This is a genomic window from Sphingopyxis sp., from assembly GCF_051861155.1.
GTDB lineage: Bacteria > Pseudomonadota > Alphaproteobacteria > Sphingomonadales > Sphingomonadaceae > Sphingopyxis.
Genome location: NZ_JBHYDE010000007.1, coordinates 17,790 through 36,561 on the forward strand (window position 1 = coordinate 17,790; position 18,772 = coordinate 36,561).

The window sequence follows — 18,772 nt, forward strand, 5'->3', positions numbered from 1 at the left end:
GGCGTTTTGATGGATATGCAAGGGGGCGGATTTCCCGCCGGAGATTCGACCGCGGCGCAGCATGTCCGGCTCGCCGGTGGCGGTGCGGCGGCTGCGGTGGCGCCGGTGATCAACCATCATCGCGACGATCTGATGATCGGCGAAGTGATCGACATTTCGGGGTCTGCCTCGCGCATTCTGCTCGACGCCGCGACGATCGGCAAATTGTCGACCTCGAGCGACGCCGCGGTGGCGATGGCGGGCCAGGTCGGCGCACAGGTCAAGGTCCGCGTCGGCAATATCTGGCTGATCGCCAGCATCCGCGACCAGCAATTGCACGAACGCGGCGAAGGGCTGATCGTTGCGACCATCGACTTCCTCGGCGAAGGCGAAGAGGAAAAGATCACCGGCCGCATCTCGAATTTCCGCCGCGGCGTCACCCGCTATCCGATCCCGGGCAGCCAGGTGTTTGCGGCGACCAGCGCCGACCTCAAGCAAATCTATGCCGCCGACGAGCGCGCGCATGTCGAAATCGGCACCGTCTATCCGACCAAGGATATTCGCGGCTCGCTCTATGTCGATGCGATGCTCGGCAAACATTTCGCGCTGCTCGGTTCGACGGGTACCGGTAAATCGACCAGCGCCGCGCTGATCCTCCACAAGATTTGCGAGCTTGCGCCGCAGGGTCACATCGTGATGATCGATCCGCACGGCGAATATTCGGCGGCGTTCAAAGGCATCGGCGCGCTGTTCGACGTCGACAACCTCGCCATGCCCTATTGGCTGATGAATTTCGAGGAACATTGCGAAGTGTTCGTCACCGCCGAGGGCCGCGACCGTCAGGCCGACTGCGACGTGCTGTCGCGCTGCCTGCTGCAGGCGCGGACCAAGAACCGGCTGGCCGAAGGCATGACCAAGATTACGGTCGATTCACCGATTCCCTACCTGCTTTCCGACCTGCTCAGCATTCTGACCAATGAAATGGGCAAGCTCGACAAGGCTACGTCGTCGGCGCCGTTCATGCGGATCAAGGGCAAGATCGAGGAAATGCGCGCCGACCCGCGCTATAACTTCATGTTCTCGGGCATGCTGGTCGCCGACACGATGGCGGGCTTTCTGGGCAAGATTTTCCGCCTGCCGTCCGACGGCCGGCCGATTTCGATCATCGACGTTTCGGGGGTGCCTTCGGACATCACCGGGGTGGTCGTCGCGGTGCTGTCGCGCCTGACCTTCGACTATGCGATCTGGTCGCGCGGCGAACCGCAGCGGCCGATCCTGCTCGTCTGCGAAGAAGCCCACCGCTACATCCCGTCGAAGGACGTCGGCAGCGGCCAGGCGGTGCGCAAGATTCTGGAACGGATCGCCAAGGAAGGTCGTAAATATGGCGTGTCGCTGGGCCTGATCACCCAGCGTCCGTCCGATCTGGCCGAAGGCGTGCTGTCGCAGTGCGGCACGATCATTTCGATGCGCCTCAACAACGAGCGCGACCAGCATTTCGTCAAGGCCGCGATGCCCGAAGGCGCGCGCGGGTTCATCGATTCGATCCCGGCGCTGCGCAACCGCGAATGTATCGTCTGCGGCGAAGGCGTGTCGATCCCGATCCGCGTCTATCTCGACACGCTGGAGGAAGAAAAGCGGCCCGCATCGAGCGATCCCTTGTTCTCCAAACTGTGGCGCGAAACCGGCGGCGAGGCAGAAATCCTCGAGCGCGTGGTGAAGCGCTGGCGCAGCCAGGGGCGTTGATCGCCGCCGCCGGGTTCGTTAAACCCGCGGTATGGAGTGTCGGTTGGTTCCCGGTGCCGCGGTCGCTTTCCTGGCCATGGCGTTGTCGTCGCCCGCACCTGCGGCCGATGCGCGCGGCGTTCCTGCCGCCATGGCCGAAAAATACCAGCTGAGCGATCCTTGGTACGCCCAATATTCGGAGGTGCGCGGCATCCCCGTCGTCGGGTCGGCCATGGTCGATGACCGGACGCTGCAGCTGGCGCGGCGCACCGTGGCGCGCGTGCTGGCGACGGTGCCGCGCGATACCGTCCGGCAACTGCGCCAGGCGAATTTCCGCATCGCGATCATCGCCCGCGGCGAGACGATCAGCGCTGTTCCGGGCGCCCGCGATCGCCTGGGCTCCGACGCCGACAGTCGGTATTGGGGCGGCTTTGGCGCCACGCGGCACTGGCCGCTGTGCGTCGCGACCGAAGCCAATCTGGCCGACCGCGCCGGTGACGAGAATATTCTGGTGTACAGCCTCGCCGCGTCGATCGCCGAGCTGGCACTGCGGCCTCGAAAGGACTCCTTCGCGCCCGCACTCGACAAGGCCTATGCCCATGCGGCAACAAATCGCCGGTGGGCGAACACCTATGCCGCGACCAGCGCGAACAGCTATTGGGCCGAGGGCGTCCAGCCTTATTTTAATGCCAACCGCGAGGGCAGCCGCGGCGGCGACGGCATCCACGGGCACATCAATACCCGCCGCGAATTGCGCGCTTATGATCCGTTGCTCTATCGCCTGATCGCCGACGAATTCGGCGCGGGCCGCTAGCCCGGCTTACCCCTTCGGCGGTTCCCACAGCTCGATCGGATTGCCTTCCGGATCGTGCACGCGCGCAAAGCGGCCGATCGCCGGGTCGTCCCACTCATCCTTGGTGATGACCGCGTCGCCCGCGTCGTGAAACGGCGCGAGCACGGCGTCGAGGTCGTCGACGCGCAGGTTCAGCATATGTTGTTTATCGGCGGCGAAATAGTCGGTGTCGCCCTTGAACGCGCTGAACACCACCGGGCCGGCGGTGACGTTCCACACCCATTCGTTGACGGGGCCGCTATCGTCGGCGTTGCAGCCTGCGCCGATGCCCAGCCGCTCACGATACCAGGCGTTCAGCGCGTCGGGGTCGCGCGCCCGGAAAAACAAACCGCCGATGCCTTTGACATGTCCCATATCCGCCTCCCTGTCGTCGGATGGGCAGACTAGGCCGATTGGATCAGCGTTTCCACTCACCGCTGCCGCGGAATTCTTCGCGGACCTGACCCGACTGGTTAAGCCGCGGATCGGCATAGGTCGGCGCCGGAGCCGGGGCGACGACGGGCGACGGCATTACGGGCGCGGCGGGTGCCATCGCGCCGGGCAGCGGCGCGGCAGCGACATCGGGCAGCGGCGCGCCGGGGCCGCTGAGCATCGGTGCGGGACCGGCGCCGGGGGCGATGCCCTGACCTTTCAGGATCGCCAGCTGCTGCGCGAGCGGCAGATAGGGGCCGGGCACCGGCTCGCGGCCGAGGTACGGGGCGCGGAACGCGTCGGGCATGCCCCAGCGGCCGCGCCAGCGATGGAAGATGTGCGCGCCGACGATATTGGTCATCACCAGGCTCTTGCCCCAGCGCGGCCAGATCGCCTGCGTGTGATAATGGGTGGCAAGCCCAACCTTGGGGAACACATAACCGCCCAGTGCCGCCGACGCGACGCGGCTGGCGCGCAGCCAGTTCGGCTTGCTGGGCGCGCGTGCCATCGCGCCGTCGCAACTGAAGGTAAATTGGCACACCCCGGCGCGCTGCGACCCCTGAAAGACGACGCCGCACACGGTGTTGGGAAAGCTGGGGTGGCGAACGCGGTTGATCACGGTCTGCGCGACGCCGCGCATGCCATCGTCGGTCTCCGATGCGGCTTCGTAATAGATGGCGGCGGTCAGGCAATAATGCGCCCGCTCGCGGTCGAGCGCGGTGACGCCGCGAAACACATAGGGTTTGGCAGGTGGCCCGACGAACGCCTCGTCGCGCAACAACGCGGGATCGGTGGGCGGCAGCGCCGCGGCGTCGCCGAAACCGATGCTCGCGGGATCGGGCAGCGTCGGGTCGATCTTCAGCGCGTCCTCATAATCATCGGCATTCATGATCGCCCAGCGCGCCGGGTCATAGGCGCGAAAATCGAGCGGCACCGACACGCTGTACGGGCCGAACACTGCGGGCGCGCGCAGCTGGCCGCTCGACAGCAGGAAGGCGAGGCACGCCACCGCCATCACCGCAACGATCGCGGCCCAAAAGGCGCGGCCCGGCCCCGCCGGCTTTTCGGGCACCGGGTCGCGCCACGTCGAACGGGCGGTCAGGGTCAGTTCGGGCTTCATGCGTCCATCAAATTCCATCGCCGCAGCGGCGCGCGATTCGCGCCGACGGGGTGCCGATCCGTCTTATACCCGCAAACGCCAATAAAATGTTGCAACGCATTATGGGTAGCCCGCAGCGGCGCCGGCGATGCGGGCGCGCGTTGCGTCGTCCACCAACCGGCGGACTGCGTGGTTCACGGGTCGGGTATCGGGACCGGACTGCCGTTGTCGTCGCGGGCATTGCCGCTCGCGGCGGCGATGTCGCCGGGCGCCGAATTGTCGAGGACAAGGCCGTAGCGCTCGTCGCGGCCAAAGCGGTTGTCGACGATGTGATACCCCTGGCCGGGCGCGAGGCGCAGGGCATAGCCGCCGCCATTCAGATAATTTCCGATAATCCGGATCATGGTGTTGCCGCCATTGGCATTTTCAAAGAACAGCGCGGCGTTCAGCGCATCGGCCCCGCACACCTGGCGCCATGGGCCCATGTCGATCGCGTTATTTTCGATCACGATGCGATCGACGCCGCGGATCTGGATGCCGTCGGCGTGGGCGCCGCACGCGGGCAGCGGGCTGTGCAGGAAATTGTTGGTGATTGTCAGGTTGCGGATTCGCCCGGTGTCCGACGTGATGTGGATCAGGTCGCTGCTCGATCCCTGGATATTGTTGCGGTTCAGCACGACGTCGGGTGCGCCCGACACCGAAATGCCGCCGCGGATCTCGCAATTTTCGACGCGCGCCCGCGGACCCGATAGCTGGATACTGGCGTGCGACCGGCAGTTGCGCAGCACGACGTCGGCGCCGGTGAAATGATAAAAGCGCCCGTCGGCCGGAACGGGCAATTCATACGCCTCGATGATCAATCCCGCCCGGTTGTCAAAGGCGGGGCCGGTCCAGGCGCGCAGGACGGTGCCGGGCGCCACGCCAGTGTTGCGCGCGTCGGGGCGCTGACTGGCGGGGGTCGGCGTCGGGGTTGGCGCCGGGGTCGGCGCGGGGGTGGGAGATGGTGCGGGCGTGGGCGACGGCGTCGGGCCGGGAATCTGGACCGGCGGGGCCGACTGGCCGCCTTCGCCCGATCCGCACGCGGCAAGCAACATCGCGCTGCCAAGCGCCGCCCCGATCATCAACCCGGATTTGGCCATCGTCATTCTGCTCCTGATCATTCCACCGGCGCGGCATGCGGTCGGCGCCGGGGCCATGATGATCGAGAAACGGTGGCAACGGCAATTACGCGCCGGGTAGGAAAATCATATCATTTGAGTGGGATAGTTAATGATTCCTTGCTTCGAGTCGGGCAACTGCCACGGCGGACGCGGCGTTAGGGCTCCCTTGACCTATTTCCGCCTATGACCATTGCCTGGGCAATGACGCGGCCATCCCGTCCTATCGGCGCAGCGCGCGCACCGATTTTCGAATGTGGCTGTTGCTGGGCTTTGGGCTGGTGTTTCTGTGGGCGGGGTCGACGATCGACCCGGCCGACAATTGCAGCGAGGACGGCCGCGAATGCGCGCCCTGGCTGGTGCCGCTGGCGCAAGGGCTGGGCGCGCTGGTCGCGCTCGGCGCCGGGCTCAACATGCTCGCCAATCCGAACCGCGGCAGTTTTGTCGATCCAGCGACGGGCGACCTGGTGTGGTGGCAGGGGCGGATCGGGAACAGCGGCGGCGACGAAGGGCGCATCCACCCCTCGCAGATCAGCAAATTGCGTATCGTGCGCCAGGACGACAGCGACGACGCGGTGCATCTGTACGACCGCGCTGGCGAGCGGCTGTTCTGGTTCGATCAGGAAGTGATTCCGTGGCCCTATGAGCGCTGGGCGCAGCGGCTGGCGGCGCGGTGGCCGCATATCGTCGTCGAACGGATCGACTGACGATCCGATCCGGCGCCCGCGGGACGCCGGATCGGAAATCATTCAGGCAGGCTGAAGATTGACAGCCGACGTCTTGCCGCGCTGGTCGGTTTCCAGCTCGTACGAAACGCGCTGTTCCTTGTTCAGCGTCGACATGCCGGCGCGCTCGACCGCGGTGATGTGGACGAAGCTGTCGCCCGAACCATCCTCGTTGGCGATGAAACCATAGCCTTTGTCGCTGTTGAAGAATTTTACGGTGCCGATGGGCATGGGTGTTTCCTTTCACGAAAACAGGAAATTCACCGGTAAAAGCACCGGTGAAGCTGGTAGCGCGTGAAGGGAAGTATCAGCCAGATGGCATCAAATTTCCGTCGCAGGCGACGTTAGCGGAATTACATCGCCATTATTTTGGCGAAAAGTCAAGTTTTTGCGCAAAACATGAAGCGCGAGAGAGAGCGAAGCACGATAATTTGATCAGATCAATCCGTTGCCAGCCAATATATTTTTGCCGGAAACGAGGCGCCGCCGCCGCGCCCAGCGCGTGCTTGCCCCTTGGCGCCGGTACGGCGTTGTACCGGTTGCTTTCCCAAACTTCGCGCGTACGCCATGAATCGATCGCCGCCGACCGCGCCAGAGCGTGGGCGTTTCGCGGGAGATTTCGGCATCAATTGCGTGGGGGGCAGCATGAACGACGAACGCAAGCTCGAACGAAATTTCTGGCGCTTCTGGCTGGGCGGATTGTTCATCCTCGCCGTCATGATCGCGATGAACCCGTGGTTCGTCAGCGACGTTTCGCCTTGGGGGATCAGGGATCATCAATCGGCGGGCAACGCCGCGCGGATCGATGCGATTCAGGCGGCGTGGCAGGCGGAAGGCGCGATGGAGCTGGCACGGTGGGCGATCGCGTTGGACCTGGTCTATATCGCGGTCTATTCCTTTGGTGCCTATTGCGGCGGACGGATGTTTCGCGCCGCGGACACGCCCGCGCTGCAACGGCTCGGGTGGATTATCATGGTCGCCGCGATCATCGTCTTTGTCGCCGATTATATCGAGACGATCTGCCAGTTTATCCAGGCGCTGCGCTTTGCGGGCGATGACGCCCTGGCCGAGATTGCCGCGGCGGCGCAGCCGATCAAGTCGGCGGCGTTCCTGATCAGCCTGTTCGGTATAATCACCGCTCTGGTCGTCCGGCGGCGGGCGCGGCGCTCCGCCGGGGGCTGACGCGGGAAGTGTCCGCCTTCCGGTCGCTCATTCCCCCTTGCCGACTCACGCTGCCAAGCCTATATGCGGCCTACTTCTTGACATGGTTAGCCAGTTGGGACGTCGGGGCCGCGGGCCGCGGCGGCTGTACCCACATGCTTTCCGGTCATCCGAAACGGAAAGACAGACTTGGCCGATCTCGACGCCCTGAATGCGATCATCGCGCCCGAAGCCGAAGCGATGGGCCTGGCGCTCGTGCGCGTCGCCTTTTTCGGCGGCGAGAGCGATCCGACGTTGCAGGTCATGGCCGAGCGTCCCGAGACGCGCCAGCTGACGATCGACGATTGCGCCGACCTGTCGCGCCGCATTTCGGATCGGCTCGACGCGCTGGAGGAAGCGGGCAAGGATCCGATCGATCAGGCGTACCGGCTGGAAGTGTCGTCGCCCGGCATCGACCGGCCGCTGACCCGCCGCGGCGATTTCGCCGACTGGGCGGGGCATGAGGCGAAGGTCACGCTGAAGGAAAAGCTGAACGGCCGCCAGCGCTTCAACGGCCTGCTGGTCGGGATCGACGGCGATGTCGTGACGATTTTGGACAAGGAAGAGGTGGAGCATAAATTGTCGTTCGACGCGATCGACACGGCGAAGCTGGTGCTCACCGACAAGTTAATTGCTGCAACCGTCCCGCTTTCAGCCGAAGGCGCCGACGAACTGGAAGAAGAAGGACAGGACTGATGGCCACTGCCATTTCCGCCAACCGCGCCGAACTGCTGGCGATTGCCAACAGCGTCGCCAGCGAAAAGATGATCGACAAGGGCATCGTGATCGAGGCCATTGAAGAAGCGATCCAGCGCGCCGCGCGCGCCCGTTATGGCGCCGAAAACGACATTCGTGCCAAGCTCGACGTCCAGACCGGCGACCTCCGCCTGTGGCGCGTCGTCGAGGTGGTCGAGACGGTCGAGGATTATTTCAAGCAGGTCGATCTGGCCGCGGCGCAGAAATTGCAGAAGGACGCCCAGCTCGGCGACTTCATCGTCGACCCGCTGCCCGCGGTCGACCTCGGCCGTATCGACGCCCAGTCGGCGAAGCAGGTGATTTTCCAGAAGGTCCGTGAAGCCGACCGCGAGCGCCAGCATGAGGAATTCAAGGACCGCGCGGGCGAGATCATCACCGGGGTCGTGAAGTCGGTCGAATTTGGCCATATCGTCGTCAACCTCGGCCGCGCCGAAGGCGTGATCCGCCGCGACCAGCAGATCCCGCGCGAATTGATGCGCGTGGGCGACCGCGTCCGCGCGCTGATCCTGTCGGTGCGCCGCGAAAACCGCGGCCCGCAGATTTTCCTGTCGCGCGCCCACCCCGACTTCATGAAGAAGCTGTTCGCGCAGGAAGTGCCCGAAATCTATGACGGCATCATCGAGATCAAGGCCGCCGCGCGCGACCCGGGTTCGCGCGCCAAGATCGGCGTGATCAGCTATGACGGCAGCATCGACCCCGTCGGTGCGTGCGTCGGCATGAAGGGCAGCCGCGTCCAGGCGGTCGTCCAGGAAATGCAGGGCGAAAAGATCGACATCATCCCCTGGTCCGAAGACACCGCGACCTTCGTCGTTAACGCGCTGCAGCCCGCGACGGTCCAGCGCGTCGTCATCGACGAAGATGACAGCCGCATCGAAGTCGTCGTTCCCGACGACCAGCTGTCGCTGGCCATCGGCCGCCGCGGCCAGAATGTCCGCCTCGCCAGCCAGCTGACCGGCAGCCAGATCGACATCATGACCGAGGCCGACGCGAGCGAAAAGCGCCAGCGCGAATTCGTCGAACGCTCGACGATGTTCCAGGAAGAACTCGACGTCGACGAAACGCTGGCGCAGTTGCTCGTCGCCGAAGGCTTCAGCGAACTCGAAGAGGTCGCTTATGTCGGTATCGACGAACTGGCGAGCATCGAAGGCTTCGACGACGAACTGGCGCAGGAACTGCAAAGCCGCGCGCTCGAAGGGCTGGAGCGCCGCGAAGAAGCCGCGCGCGCCGAGCGCCGCGAATTGGGGGTCGAGGACGATCTGGCGGCGATCCCGCACCTGACCGAAGCGATGCTGGTCGTGCTGGGCAAGGCCGGGATCAAGACGCTCGACGACCTTGCCGACCTTGCGACCGACGAGCTGATCGCCAAGAAGCGCACCGACAACCGCCGCGGCCCGCCGCGCAGCGAGCGCGCCGAGGACAAGGGCGGCGTGCTGGGCGAATATGGCCTGAGCGAAGAACAGGGCAACGAGATCATCATGGCGGCGCGCGCGCACTGGTTCGAAGACGAACCGGTTGCTGACGCACCGCAAGCCGGGTCCGCGGCGGAGCCGCTAAACGGGGAGGCCGCTGATGCGGACCCCGCACAATGATCAGCTGAGCGAACCAGACCGCGCTGGTCGGCGCGGCCAGCATGTGCCTGAACGGCGCTGCGTCATCACCGGCGAGGTTTCGCCGGCGGAGCGGCTCGTCCGTCTGGCGCTCGGCCCCGATGGCAGCATCGCGCCCGATGTGCTTGGCAAGGCGCCGGGGCGCGGGGCGTGGATCGGCGTCGACCGCGCGACGCTGGAAGCCGCACAGGCGAAGGGCAAGCTGAAGGGCGGCCTCGCGCGTGCGCTGCAGGATGGCAATTTCACTATCCCCGACGATCTTGGCGCGCGGATCGAGGCGCAACTGGCGCGCGCGACGCTCGACCGGCTGGGGCTGGAATCGCGCGCGGGCACCTTGCTCAGCGGCAATGAAAAGATCGAGACGGCGGCGCGCAAGGGGCAGGTGCGACTGCTTCTGCATGCCAGCGATGCCGGTGAAGATGGCCGCAAGAAACTGGCGCAAGCCTGGCGCGTCGGCGAGGATGCCGAAGGGTCGGGGCGCGAAGGCCTGGTCTTGCCGGTGGACCGCGGCACCCTATCTATGGCATTGGGGCGCGAGAATGCAGTGCATCTGGCGTTGACCGACGCCCGCGCCGCGGACCGGGTGCTGGCGCATTTGAGCCGCTGGCAGTTTTTCACAGGATGGAGTAGGGACGCGGCCAACCGCGATTCCGACCCGCATGCCGCGCCAGTTGCTGGCGAGGAAAAAATTGGGACGGCGCCGACAGGCACCGCCGCTTCGGACGCGTTTTGAAGGAATGATGAGTTTCGATGAGTGACGAACAGGACAAACCGACGCTGACCCGCAAGCCCCTGGGGCTGAAGCGGACGGTCGAGGCCGGGCAGGTGCAGCAGCAGTTCAGCCACGGCCGCCGCAACACGGTGGTGGTTGAGGTGAAGCGTCGCCGCGTGCTCGGACGTCCGGGCGAAGCTGCGCCTGAACCGGTGGTCGAAGAGGTCGAGGCCGCGCCGGCGCCCGCGCCGGTTGCTGCGCCGCCGCCCGCCCCGAAACCCGCCGCGCCGCGCGCGAGCGAAAACGACAGCCTGATGTCGCGGCAGGAACGCCAGGCACAGTTGCTGCGCGAGGCCGAAGAAGCGCGCATGTCGTCGCTCGAGGAAAATCGCCGCCGCGAAGAGGCCGCGCGCGCCCGCGCCGCCGAGGAAGACAAACAGCGCGCCGAAGCGCGCGTCGAACAAACCGCCGCCAAGGCCGCCGAACCCGCGCCCGCCCCGGCGGCGCCCGAAGCGACCGCCGAAGCCCCCGTCGCCGAGGCGCCGCAGGCTGAGGCCGCCGCGCCGCGGGCGACCACCAGCGCCGCCCCGGCGCCGCGCCGCTTTACCCCGGTCGAGGCGCCCAAGCGCCCCGAACCCAAGCGCCCCGAGCCGAAAGCGAACCGCGGCGGCGACACCCGCCGCCAGTCGGGCAAGCTGACCGTGACGCGCGCGCTCAACGACGATGAAGGCGCGCGCGCGCGCAGCCTGGCGGCGCTGAAGCGCGCCCGCGAAAAGGAAAAGCGTTCGCACACTGCCTCGTCGGGGCCACGCGAGAAGCAGATCCGCGAAGTCGTCGTGCCCGAAAGCATCACGGTGCAGGATCTGGCCAACCGCATGGCCGAAAAGGGCAGCGATCTGGTCAAGGCGCTGTTCAAGATGGGCATGCCGGTCACGATCAACCAGACGATCGATCAGGACACCGCCGAACTGCTCGTCACCGAATTCGGGCACGAGATCAAGCGTGTCAGCGAGGGCGACATCGACATTCGTCACGACGAGGATGTCGACGATGCCGCGCATCTGAAGCCGCGCGCGCCGGTGGTGACGATCATGGGCCATGTCGATCACGGCAAGACCAGCCTGCTCGACGCGCTGCGCGGTGCGAATGTGCAGGCCGGAGAAGCCGGCGGCATCACCCAGCATATCGGCGCCTATCAGGTGAAGACCCCCGACGGGTCGTTGGTGACCTTCCTCGATACGCCGGGTCACGAAGCCTTTACCGAGATGCGTCAGCGCGGGGCGAACGTCACCGACATCGTCATCCTGGTGGTCGCCGCCGACGACGGGCTCAAGCCCCAGTCGATCGAGGCGATCAACCATGCGAAGGCCGCGGGCGTGCCGATCATCGTCGCGATCAACAAGATCGACAAGGAAGGCGCCAACGCCCAGCGCGTCCGCGAACGCCTGCTCGAACATGAGCTGGTGGTCGAGGAAATGGGCGGCGACGTGCAGAATGTCGAAGTGTCGGCGCTGAAAAAGACCGGCCTCGACAAATTGCTCGACGCGATCGCGGTGCAGGCCGAAATCATGGAGCTGAAAGCGAACCCCGACCGCGCCGCCGAAGGCACGGTGGTCGAGGCCAAGCTCGACAAGGGCCGCGGCCCCGTGGCGACGATCCTCGTGCGCCGTGGTACTTTGAAGGTCGGCGACATCTTCGTCTGCGGCGCCGAAAGCGGCCGCGTCCGCGCGTTGGTCAACGACCAAGGGCAGCAGATCAAGACCGCGGGTCCGTCGATGCCGGTCGAAGTGCTCGGGCTGGGCGGGGTGCCGATGGCGGGCGATACGCTCACCGTCGTCGAAAACGAGGCCCGCGCCCGCGAAGTCGCGGCCTATCGCCAGGGCGAGGCGCTCAAGAAGCGCACCGTGCAGGCGCCGGTCAGCCTGGAAGGCATGTTCGAGGCGCTGGCCGACAAGGCCAATGTCATCCAGTTCCCGGTGGTCATCAAGGGCGACGTGCAGGGATCGGTCGAAGCGATCGTCAATGCGCTGAACCGCCTGTCGACCGACGAGATCCGCGTCCGCGTGCTTCAGTCGGGGGCCGGCGCGATCACCGAAAGCGACGTCACGCTGGCGGCGGCGACCAAGGCGCCGATCATCGGCTTCAACGTCCGTCCGAACGCCAAGGCGCGCGAGATCGCGAACCGCGAAAAAGTGCGCTTCATGTATTATGACGTCATCTATCACCTGACCGAAGAAATCGCGAAGGAGATGGCGGGCGAGCTGGGTCCGGAACGCGTCGAAACGGTCGTCGGCCGCGCCGAGGTCAAGGACGTCTTCCCCGCCGGCAAGCGAGACAAGGCCGCCGGTCTGCTCGTGCTCGAAGGCGTCATCCGCAAGGGGCTCCACGCGCGCCTTACCCGCGACGACGTCATCGTGTCGGCGACGACGATCGCGTCGCTGCGCCGCTTCAAGGACGACGTCGCCGAAGTGCGCGCCGGGCTGGAGTGCGGCGTCGTGCTGTCGGATACCAACGACATCAAGGCGGGCGACAACCTCGAAGTCTTCGAAGTCGAACTGCGCGAACGGACGCTGTAACAGGCGTCCGCTCGGCGCGGATCAGGAGGCGTCGGCATGGCTCGCTATGTGGCATTGTTCGGCAGCATCAACGTCGGCGGCAACCGGCTGAAGATGGTCGACCTGCGGCGGGCGTTCGAGGCTGAGGGGTTTTCCGACGTCGAAACCGTGGTTGCCAGCGGCAATGTCATTTTCTCGCACCCCGCGCGGCCGACGCGCGGGCTGGAGGAAAAGCTGACTTTGATGGTCGACGACCGGTTCGACATGAACTGCGCGGCTTTGGTGCGCAGCCGCGACGAGCTGGCCGCGGCGATTGCCGACAATCCCTTTGCCGGGGCCAACGAGGACAGGTTCGTCCACACGATGTTCCTCGACGGCCAGCCGACTGCGGCGCAGTTCGATGCGCTGGCGGCCGACAAATGGATCCGGCCGAACGAGCGTATCGCGCTCGGCGACCGGGCGCTCTATATCGATTATGGCGATGGGGTGGGCGACAGCAAATTGACCGCGCGGATGATCGAGCGCCGGTTGGAGCATAAGGGCACCGCGCGCAACCTGCGTTCGATCGCGCGGATCGTGGCGAAACTGGACGAACTGGAGAAGGGTGCGGCATGAAAGCGGTAGAGAGCAAGGGCCCCTCGGTCCGCGTCCTGCGCGTCGGCGAACAGGTGCGTCACATCCTGTCGGACATATTGGCGCGCGGCGACGCGCATGATGAGCTCTTGGCCAAACATCCGGTGAGCATCACCGAAGTGCGCATGTCGCCCGACCTGCGCCACGCGACGGTGTTCGTGAAACCCCTGCTCGGCAAGAATGAGGACGCGGTGTTGAAGGCGCTGCGCACCAACACCGCCTGGCTGCAAAAGAGCGTCGCCGAAAAGATGAGCATGAAATATGCCGCCAAGCTGAAATTCCTGTCGGACGAAAGCTTTGACGAGGCGAGCCATATCGAAAAATTGCTGCGCGACCCGAAAGTGGCGCGGGATTTGACGGGCGGCGAGGGCGAAGCCTGACCTCCATTCCCGTTCGCATCGAGCGAAGTCGAGATGTCCCTCGGCCGAGCGTTCCCCGATGGGTGTCTTGACTTCGCTCGACACGAACGGGGGAGGGTGATTATTTCCCATTGATCCCCGCCGCTTCCTCCAGCTCGACCAGCGCATCCTCCAGATAGTCGATCAGCCGCTGGACGTGCGGTACGCTGCGGCGGCACGCGGTGATCCCGAAATCGATATTCTTGTTGTTCGATACCTGCGTGATGTTCATCGCCATCCCGTCGACCGGGATGCTCGCGGGATACATGCCGTCCAATCGTGCGCCGTTCCAGTAGAGCTGTTCGCGCGGGCCGGGGACGTTCGAGATCGTCACGCTATACGCCGGGAATTTGTCGGCGGTGCGCGTCAGCGCGGTCAGCATCTGCGGCATCTGCGTGATCGCGGTATAGATCTGGATCTGCTGCGCGGTCATTTCGCGCAGCTGCGCCTTGGCGGCGTTCATCGACGCTTGAATCGTCCGCATCCGCTCGGCGGGATCGTCGATATGCGTCGCGAGATTGGCGGTGACCGCGGCGACCGAATTGCCCGAATCGATGTCGTCCTTGGCGCGGATCGACACCGGCGCCATGGCTTTCAAGGGCTTGTCGGGCAGTTCGTTCAAGGATTGCAGATATTTGCGCATCGCCCCCGAACACATCGCGAGCACCGCGTCGTTGATCGTCCCGTCATACGCCTTGCCCATCGCGCGCACGCGCTCCAGTGACCAGCTCTGCGCGACGAAGCGCCGCGCCCCGGTGATATTGCGGTTGAAACTGGTGCGCGGCAGCCCGCCCCACGGCGTGGTGAGGTCGCCGCCGCCCAGCCCGAACATCGCCGCGGCATATTGGTTCAGCGCCTTGGTCACCCCGACGCTGTTGCCCCATTGCTCTTTCAGGAAGGCACCGATTGCTTTCAGGTCGGTGATACTCGGCGTCGGGGCTTTTTTTGCGGTCGGGAATTTGCGCTTATAGGCTTCATAGACCTCGACCGACATCGGCGACGCAGTGGGTTTGTAAGTCTTGTCGTTGCTCAGCATCGCATTGGTGAAATGCATCGAACTGGCGCCGTCCATAAAGGCGTGGTGGATCTTGAAATAGGTCGCGATCTGGCGGTTCGGCAGGCCCGAGATCAACGTGATTTCCCACATCGGGCGGGTGCGATCGAGCAAGGTGCCGTGGAGGCGCGAGGCGAGTTCGAACATCTCGCGGTAGCGGCCCGGTTTGGGCAGCGCCGCGGCGCGGACATGGTAATGCATGTCGATGTCCTTGTCGGGGACAAGGCGGATCGGGCCGTACTGGCCGAGCGGCGTGAGCTTCAATACCTCGCTGAACGGGCGCCGCAGCCCTTCCTGCTGGCGCAGCAGCGCGAGCATCTCGTTCAGCCACTCGGTCTCGTCGACCTTGTCGGGCAACGTGTAGAGATTGACCCCGCCGACATGCATCGGCGTCTCGCGCGTCTCCGCGACCAAAAACATCGCGTCGGTCACCGGCATCAGCCGCATGGCAGCTCTCCCCACTGTTTATGCTGCGTCTTTGATATGCAGCATGGCAGGGGCGATGGGTGAGTCAAGCCGCCCTCCGTTCCTCGTCACCCTGGATCAAGTCCGGGGTGACGAAGGTCGCGATGCGCGTTATCGCACGTCTATGGCCAAGCTCTATTTCTACTACGCCAGCATGAACGCCGGCAAATCGACGACGCTGCTTCAGGCGGATTTCAACTATCGCGAGCGCGGCATGGAAACGATGCTGTGGACCGCGGCGCTGGACGATCGTTATGGCGTTGGCCAGGTGACGAGCCGGATCGGGCTGATGGCCGAGGCGCATAAATTCGATCCCGACAGCGACCTGTGGGCGGCGGTGAACGCCGAACATGCCGAACGCCCGCTGGCCTGCGTGCTGGTCGACGAGGCGCAGTTTCTGACGCGGGCGCAGGTGCTCGAGCTCGCCCGGCTCGCCGACGAAAGCGGCATTCCGGTGCTCTGTTATGGCCTGCGCACCGATTTTTCGGCCGAGCTGTTCCCCGGATCGGCGGCGCTGCTCGGCATCGCCGACGCGCTCGTCGAACTCAAGGCGGTGTGCGAATGCGGGCGCAAGGCGACGATGAACCTGCGCGTCGACGAGAGCGGGCGCGCGGTGGTCGAGGGCGCGCAGACCGAAATCGGCGGCAACGACCGCTATGTCGCGATGTGCCGGCGGCATTTCATGGCGAAGCGGCGCGAAGCCGCGGAGGCGCCAAGGGAGGTCGGCGCCAATGCTTGACCGGCTTTACGTCGATCTGGCCGACGGCGACCTTCAACTCGTCAAGCTGACCGAAGCGCATCGTGCGGCGCTGCGCACCGCCTGCGCCGCCGATCCCGACATCTGGGCAATCTATTCGTCGAGCTTTGGCCCCGGTCATTTCGACAAGAGCTTTGACGCGCTGATCGGCGGCGCCGGCCGCATGGCCTATGCGATCATGGACGGCGACACGCTGGTCGGCATGACCGCCTGGCTGCGCCCCGATATGTCGGCGCAGACGGTCGAAATCGGCAACAGCTATATCCACCCCGCCGCGCGCGGCACCGGGTTCAACGGGCGTTTGAAAAAGCTGATGATCGATCATGCGTTCGCCGTTGGCATCCGCCGCATCGAATTTCGCATCGACGAGCGCAACGCGCGCAGCCAGGCGGCGGTCGCCAAGCTCGGGGCGGTCAAGGAGGGCGTCCTGCGCGCCGAGCGGATCACCTGGACCGGCTATGTGCGGCGTACCGGGTTATTTGGCCTGCTTGCCGAAGATTGGGCCGCCCGGCCATAGTCCCTGCCGATGGGTGTGGCATGGCTGTTTATCGGGATAACATGGCTCGCGTGCACCGCGGTGACGCTGCTGTTCGCGTCGCTGATCGACCGCTTCGCGATGCGGCGCCGGTGGGGACGCACGCCGCGCGCGCTGTGGCTGGCGCTGCTGGCCGGGCACGCGCTTAACCTGCTGCTATTCTGGAACCCATTCACGCTCGATCCGCACCGCTGGCTGTTATATGCCGGTACGGCGGTCGCCGCGGGGCTGCTGTTGTGGCCCGCCGCGCGGCGTCGCCGTTAGGCTTTCGACCCAGTCAGCATGAGTTCAGTCAGCTTGCGCTATCCGAGTCGCGATGAAAAATCTCGCTCTCTCCCTGGCCGCCGCTTTGCTTCCCCTTTCTGCGGCGGCGGCCAACGAGCCTGCCCCGACATCGACCGCGCCGCCGCGCGCGCTGGGCGTCGAGGCGAGTATCGTATTTCCGAGCGACAGTTCGATCCGCAATTGGCGGGCCGACCGCGGCCGCGGCATCTGGATTCAGGACCGCCGCGGCGACTGGTATTACGGCGTCTTTGCGGGATACTGCCGCGACCTCGATTTCGCATCGGCGATCGGGGTCGAAACGCGCGGCGCGGGACGGCTCGATCGCTTTGCCGCCATCCTGGTGCGCGGCGAACGCTGCCCATTGTCCTCCTTCGTCACGTCCGACGGCCCGCCGCCGCGGCGCGACAAGTCGAAGGACATCATGGGCGAAAAGTCCGGCACAAATTGACAGTCGGCCCCCGGCGGCCCTAGCGCGCGGGGATGAACGGCTGGATCATTCTCGACAAACCCGTGGGGCTTGGCTCGACGCAGGCGGTGGGCGCGGTCAAGCGTGTGTGCCGCGAGGCGGGGCTGGGCAAGGTCAAGGTCGGCCATGGCGGCACGCTCGACCCACTGGCGTCGGGGGTGCTGCCGATCGCGCTCGGCGAGGCGACGAAGCTATGCGGCCGGATGCTCGACGCGAGCAAGATTTACGATTTCACCGTGCAGTTCGGGATCGAGACCGCGGGGCTTGATGCCGAGGGCGAAGTGGTCGCGACGAGCGACGTGCGGCCGACGCTGGCTGAGGTGGCGGCGGTGCTACCGCGCTTTACCGGGGCGATCGAGCAGGTGCCGCCGACTTATTCGGCGATCAAGGTGGGCGGGCAGCGGGCTTATGATCTGGCGCGCAAGGGCGAAGTGGTCGAGATGAAGGCGCGGGCGGTGACGGTTCATTCTCTTAAGCCCCTCCCCTTCAGGGGAGGGGTTGGGGTGGGGGCTCGCGATGTCGCGGAAGGCCCGCTGGCCCACCCCGCCGCGACTAGCCAGCAAGCTGGCAAGTCTCGCTGCCCCTCCCCTGAAGGGGAGGGATTGCAGAGTATCACCCTCTCCGCCCATGTCTCGAAAGGCACCTATATCCGTTCGCTTGCCCGCGACATCGCGCATGCCGTCGGCACCGTCGGCCATGTCACGATGCTCCGCCGGACAAAGGCCGGGCCGTTCGATCTGGATCACGCGATTTCGCTGGACAAATTGAACGCTTTCGGCCAAGGCGCCGCGCAATCAGAAGTATTTCTGCCGCTCGAGGCAGGGCTGGTCGACATCCCGGCTCTGAACCTTTCCCCGGAAGCGGCAGGGGCGATCCGTCAGGGTCGTGTCTGGACCGGGGGTAGCACGGATGACGGGCTCTATTGGGGAAGGGACGACGAAATGCGTCCCGTCGCCCTGATCGAGGCTTTGGCGGGAACGCTGAAGGTCGTCCGCGGCTTCAATCTGTAAACAAGGATGTTCGAGGAAAAACGAATATGTCGATTACCGCCGAGCGCAAAACCGAAGTCATCACCGACAATGCCCGTGCCAAGGGTGATACCGGTTCGCCGGAAGTGCAGGTCGCAATCCTGACTGACCGCATCAACACGCTGACCGCCCATTTCAAGGCGCATCACAAGGACAACCACAGCCGCCGCGGCCTGTTGATGATGGTCAACAAGCGTCGCAGCCTCCTCGACTATCTGAAAAAGAAGGACGAGGCCCGCTATTCGGCGCTGATCGCGAAGCTGGGTCTTCGTAAGTAAGAATTTCTGGCGGCCCCGGGTTTCCGGGGCCGCTGTCATATTGGTCTCGTGCAGTTTTGCCGGACCACAGGGCCGCTCCCGCATCCGGCGGGACCGC

21 protein-coding genes are annotated in these 18,772 nt (G+C 65.3%); 16 read left to right on the plus strand and 5 right to left on the minus strand.

What is annotated here, in order from left to right:
- Window positions 1-9 precede the first annotated feature (9 nt).
- A complete protein-coding gene (locus ACTIFP_RS13195; protein WP_439569172.1) occupies window positions 10-1,722 on the plus strand; it encodes an ATP-binding protein in 1,713 nt (570 codons plus the stop codon).
- Window positions 1,723-1,765: 43 nt separating this feature from the next.
- A complete protein-coding gene (locus tag ACTIFP_RS13200) occupies window positions 1,766-2,515 on the plus strand; it encodes a hypothetical protein (protein ID WP_439569173.1) in 750 nt (249 codons plus the stop codon).
- 6 nt (window positions 2,516-2,521) lie between these two features.
- Here ACTIFP_RS13200 and ACTIFP_RS13205 read toward each other — a convergent pair whose 3' ends face one another.
- From ACTIFP_RS13205 to ACTIFP_RS13215, 3 genes are all read right to left on the minus strand, one after another.
- The gene (locus ACTIFP_RS13205; RefSeq protein ID WP_439569174.1) at window positions 2,522-2,908 is read right to left on the minus strand and encodes a VOC family protein; all 387 of its coding nucleotides are present in this window, start codon (window positions 2,906-2,908) and stop codon (window positions 2,522-2,524) included.
- A gap of 43 nt (window positions 2,909-2,951) precedes the next feature.
- The gene (locus ACTIFP_RS13210; protein WP_439569175.1) at window positions 2,952-4,085 is read right to left on the minus strand and encodes a cell wall hydrolase; all 1,134 of its coding nucleotides are present in this window, start codon (window positions 4,083-4,085) and stop codon (window positions 2,952-2,954) included.
- 173 nt (window positions 4,086-4,258) lie between these two features.
- Window positions 4,259-5,203, minus strand: a complete 945-nt coding sequence (locus ACTIFP_RS13215; RefSeq protein WP_439569176.1) for a right-handed parallel beta-helix repeat-containing protein — start codon at window positions 5,201-5,203, stop codon at window positions 4,259-4,261.
- 272 nt (window positions 5,204-5,475) lie between these two features.
- Between ACTIFP_RS13215 and ACTIFP_RS13220 the strand changes: the two genes are divergently transcribed.
- Complete coding sequence (locus ACTIFP_RS13220) at window positions 5,476-5,928, plus strand: hypothetical protein (protein WP_439569177.1); 453 nt, start codon at window positions 5,476-5,478, stop codon at window positions 5,926-5,928.
- 42 nt (window positions 5,929-5,970) lie between these two features.
- Here ACTIFP_RS13220 and ACTIFP_RS13225 read toward each other — a convergent pair whose 3' ends face one another.
- Window positions 5,971-6,177, minus strand: coding sequence for a cold-shock protein (locus tag ACTIFP_RS13225; RefSeq protein ID WP_088442721.1), 207 nt, complete (start codon window positions 6,175-6,177; stop codon window positions 5,971-5,973).
- 414 nt (window positions 6,178-6,591) lie between these two features.
- On the opposite strand from ACTIFP_RS13225, the gene ACTIFP_RS13230 reads away from it, so the two are divergent.
- The 7 genes from ACTIFP_RS13230 (at window position 6,592) to rbfA (ending at window position 13,789) form a co-directional block, all read left to right on the plus strand.
- Window positions 6,592-7,128, plus strand: coding sequence for a hypothetical protein (locus ACTIFP_RS13230; protein WP_439569178.1), 537 nt, complete (start codon window positions 6,592-6,594; stop codon window positions 7,126-7,128).
- 168 nt (window positions 7,129-7,296) lie between these two features.
- Window positions 7,297-7,842: a ribosome maturation protein RimP gene (gene rimP / locus ACTIFP_RS13235; protein ID WP_439569179.1), complete on the plus strand. Its 546-nt coding sequence runs from the start codon at window positions 7,297-7,299 to the stop codon at window positions 7,840-7,842.
- On the plus strand, window positions 7,842-9,491 hold the full coding sequence (gene nusA / locus ACTIFP_RS13240; RefSeq protein ID WP_439569180.1) for a transcription termination factor NusA: 1,650 nt from the start codon (window positions 7,842-7,844) through the stop codon (window positions 9,489-9,491). Before rimP ends, nusA begins: the two co-directional genes overlap by 1 nt.
- Window positions 9,472-10,242 carry a DUF448 domain-containing protein gene (locus tag ACTIFP_RS13245; protein WP_439569181.1) on the plus strand — a complete coding sequence of 257 codons (771 nt, stop codon included), beginning with the start codon at window positions 9,472-9,474 and terminating at the stop codon, window positions 10,240-10,242. The genes nusA and ACTIFP_RS13245 overlap by 20 nt, the downstream gene beginning before the upstream one ends.
- Before the next feature lie 17 nt (window positions 10,243-10,259).
- Window positions 10,260-12,797: a translation initiation factor IF-2 gene (infB, locus tag ACTIFP_RS13250; protein ID WP_439569182.1), complete on the plus strand. Its 2,538-nt coding sequence runs from the start codon at window positions 10,260-10,262 to the stop codon at window positions 12,795-12,797.
- A gap of 36 nt (window positions 12,798-12,833) precedes the next feature.
- Window positions 12,834-13,391 carry a DUF1697 domain-containing protein gene (locus ACTIFP_RS13255; protein ID WP_439569183.1) on the plus strand — a complete coding sequence of 186 codons (558 nt, stop codon included), beginning with the start codon at window positions 12,834-12,836 and terminating at the stop codon, window positions 13,389-13,391.
- Window positions 13,388-13,789, plus strand: coding sequence for a 30S ribosome-binding factor RbfA (rbfA, locus tag ACTIFP_RS13260; RefSeq protein ID WP_439569184.1), 402 nt, complete (start codon window positions 13,388-13,390; stop codon window positions 13,787-13,789). Before ACTIFP_RS13255 ends, rbfA begins: the two co-directional genes overlap by 4 nt.
- Window positions 13,790-13,889: 100 nt before the next feature.
- Here the strand turns inward: rbfA and ACTIFP_RS13265 are convergent, their stop codons facing one another.
- Entirely contained in the window at window positions 13,890-15,308 is a 1,419-nt protein-coding gene (locus ACTIFP_RS13265; protein WP_439569185.1) for a WS/DGAT/MGAT family O-acyltransferase, read from the minus strand.
- A 142-nt stretch (window positions 15,309-15,450) separates the two neighbouring features.
- On the opposite strand from ACTIFP_RS13265, the gene ACTIFP_RS13270 reads away from it, so the two are divergent.
- Genes ACTIFP_RS13270 through rpsO form a run of 6 tightly spaced genes read left to right on the plus strand, consistent with a single transcriptional unit; the run spans window position 15,451 to window position 18,675 of the window.
- On the plus strand, window positions 15,451-16,065 hold the full coding sequence (locus ACTIFP_RS13270; protein WP_439569186.1) for a thymidine kinase: 615 nt from the start codon (window positions 15,451-15,453) through the stop codon (window positions 16,063-16,065).
- Window positions 16,058-16,600, plus strand: a complete 543-nt coding sequence (locus ACTIFP_RS13275; RefSeq protein WP_439569187.1) for a GNAT family N-acetyltransferase — start codon at window positions 16,058-16,060, stop codon at window positions 16,598-16,600. Before ACTIFP_RS13270 ends, ACTIFP_RS13275 begins: the two co-directional genes overlap by 8 nt.
- A 9-nt stretch (window positions 16,601-16,609) precedes the next feature.
- Window positions 16,610-16,882 carry a hypothetical protein gene (locus ACTIFP_RS13280; protein ID WP_439569188.1) on the plus strand — a complete coding sequence of 91 codons (273 nt, stop codon included), beginning with the start codon at window positions 16,610-16,612 and terminating at the stop codon, window positions 16,880-16,882.
- 52 nt (window positions 16,883-16,934) lie between these two features.
- Window positions 16,935-17,351, plus strand: a complete 417-nt coding sequence (locus tag ACTIFP_RS13285) for a DUF6491 family protein (protein WP_439569189.1) — start codon at window positions 16,935-16,937, stop codon at window positions 17,349-17,351.
- Between the two features lie 32 nt (window positions 17,352-17,383).
- The gene (truB, locus tag ACTIFP_RS13290) at window positions 17,384-18,379 is read left to right on the plus strand and encodes a tRNA pseudouridine(55) synthase TruB (RefSeq protein WP_439569190.1); all 996 of its coding nucleotides are present in this window, start codon (window positions 17,384-17,386) and stop codon (window positions 18,377-18,379) included.
- Window positions 18,380-18,405: 26 nt separating this feature from the next.
- Window positions 18,406-18,675 carry a 30S ribosomal protein S15 gene (rpsO, locus tag ACTIFP_RS13295; protein WP_439569191.1) on the plus strand — a complete coding sequence of 90 codons (270 nt, stop codon included), beginning with the start codon at window positions 18,406-18,408 and terminating at the stop codon, window positions 18,673-18,675.
- Window positions 18,676-18,772 lie beyond the last annotated feature (97 nt).

Bases quoted from the DNA above. Each gene is read 5' to 3' on its own strand.
- ACTIFP_RS13205 (WP_439569174.1), bottom strand. From the start codon at position 2,908: ATGGGACATGTCAAAGGCATCGGCGGTTTGTTTTTCCGGGCGCGCGAC.
- ACTIFP_RS13220 (WP_439569177.1), top strand. From the start codon at position 5,476: ATGTGGCTGTTGCTGGGCTTTGGGCTGGTGTTTCTGTGGGCGGGGTCG.
- ACTIFP_RS13270 (WP_439569186.1), top strand. From the start codon at position 15,451: ATGGCCAAGCTCTATTTCTACTACGCCAGCATGAACGCCGGCAAATCG.
- rpsO (WP_439569191.1), top strand. From the start codon at position 18,406: ATGTCGATTACCGCCGAGCGCAAAACCGAAGTCATCACCGACAATGCC.
- ACTIFP_RS13230 (WP_439569178.1), top strand. From the start codon at position 6,592: ATGAACGACGAACGCAAGCTCGAACGAAATTTCTGGCGCTTCTGGCTG.
- ACTIFP_RS13195 (WP_439569172.1), top strand. From the start codon at position 10: ATGGATATGCAAGGGGGCGGATTTCCCGCCGGAGATTCGACCGCGGCG.
- ACTIFP_RS13215 (WP_439569176.1), bottom strand. From the start codon at position 5,203: ATGGCCAAATCCGGGTTGATGATCGGGGCGGCGCTTGGCAGCGCGATG.
- infB (WP_439569182.1), top strand. From the start codon at position 10,260: ATGAGTGACGAACAGGACAAACCGACGCTGACCCGCAAGCCCCTGGGG.
- rbfA (WP_439569184.1), top strand. From the start codon at position 13,388: ATGAAAGCGGTAGAGAGCAAGGGCCCCTCGGTCCGCGTCCTGCGCGTC.
- ACTIFP_RS13255 (WP_439569183.1), top strand. From the start codon at position 12,834: ATGGCTCGCTATGTGGCATTGTTCGGCAGCATCAACGTCGGCGGCAAC.
- truB (WP_439569190.1), top strand. From the start codon at position 17,384: ATGAACGGCTGGATCATTCTCGACAAACCCGTGGGGCTTGGCTCGACG.
- ACTIFP_RS13280 (WP_439569188.1), top strand. From the start codon at position 16,610: ATGGGTGTGGCATGGCTGTTTATCGGGATAACATGGCTCGCGTGCACC.
- ACTIFP_RS13265 (WP_439569185.1), bottom strand. From the start codon at position 15,308: ATGCGGCTGATGCCGGTGACCGACGCGATGTTTTTGGTCGCGGAGACG.
- ACTIFP_RS13225 (WP_088442721.1), bottom strand. From the start codon at position 6,177: ATGCCCATCGGCACCGTAAAATTCTTCAACAGCGACAAAGGCTATGGT.
- ACTIFP_RS13210 (WP_439569175.1), bottom strand. From the start codon at position 4,085: ATGAAGCCCGAACTGACCCTGACCGCCCGTTCGACGTGGCGCGACCCG.
- ACTIFP_RS13275 (WP_439569187.1), top strand. From the start codon at position 16,058: ATGCTTGACCGGCTTTACGTCGATCTGGCCGACGGCGACCTTCAACTC.
- ACTIFP_RS13285 (WP_439569189.1), top strand. From the start codon at position 16,935: ATGAAAAATCTCGCTCTCTCCCTGGCCGCCGCTTTGCTTCCCCTTTCT.
- ACTIFP_RS13245 (WP_439569181.1), top strand. From the start codon at position 9,472: ATGCGGACCCCGCACAATGATCAGCTGAGCGAACCAGACCGCGCTGGT.
- nusA (WP_439569180.1), top strand. From the start codon at position 7,842: ATGGCCACTGCCATTTCCGCCAACCGCGCCGAACTGCTGGCGATTGCC.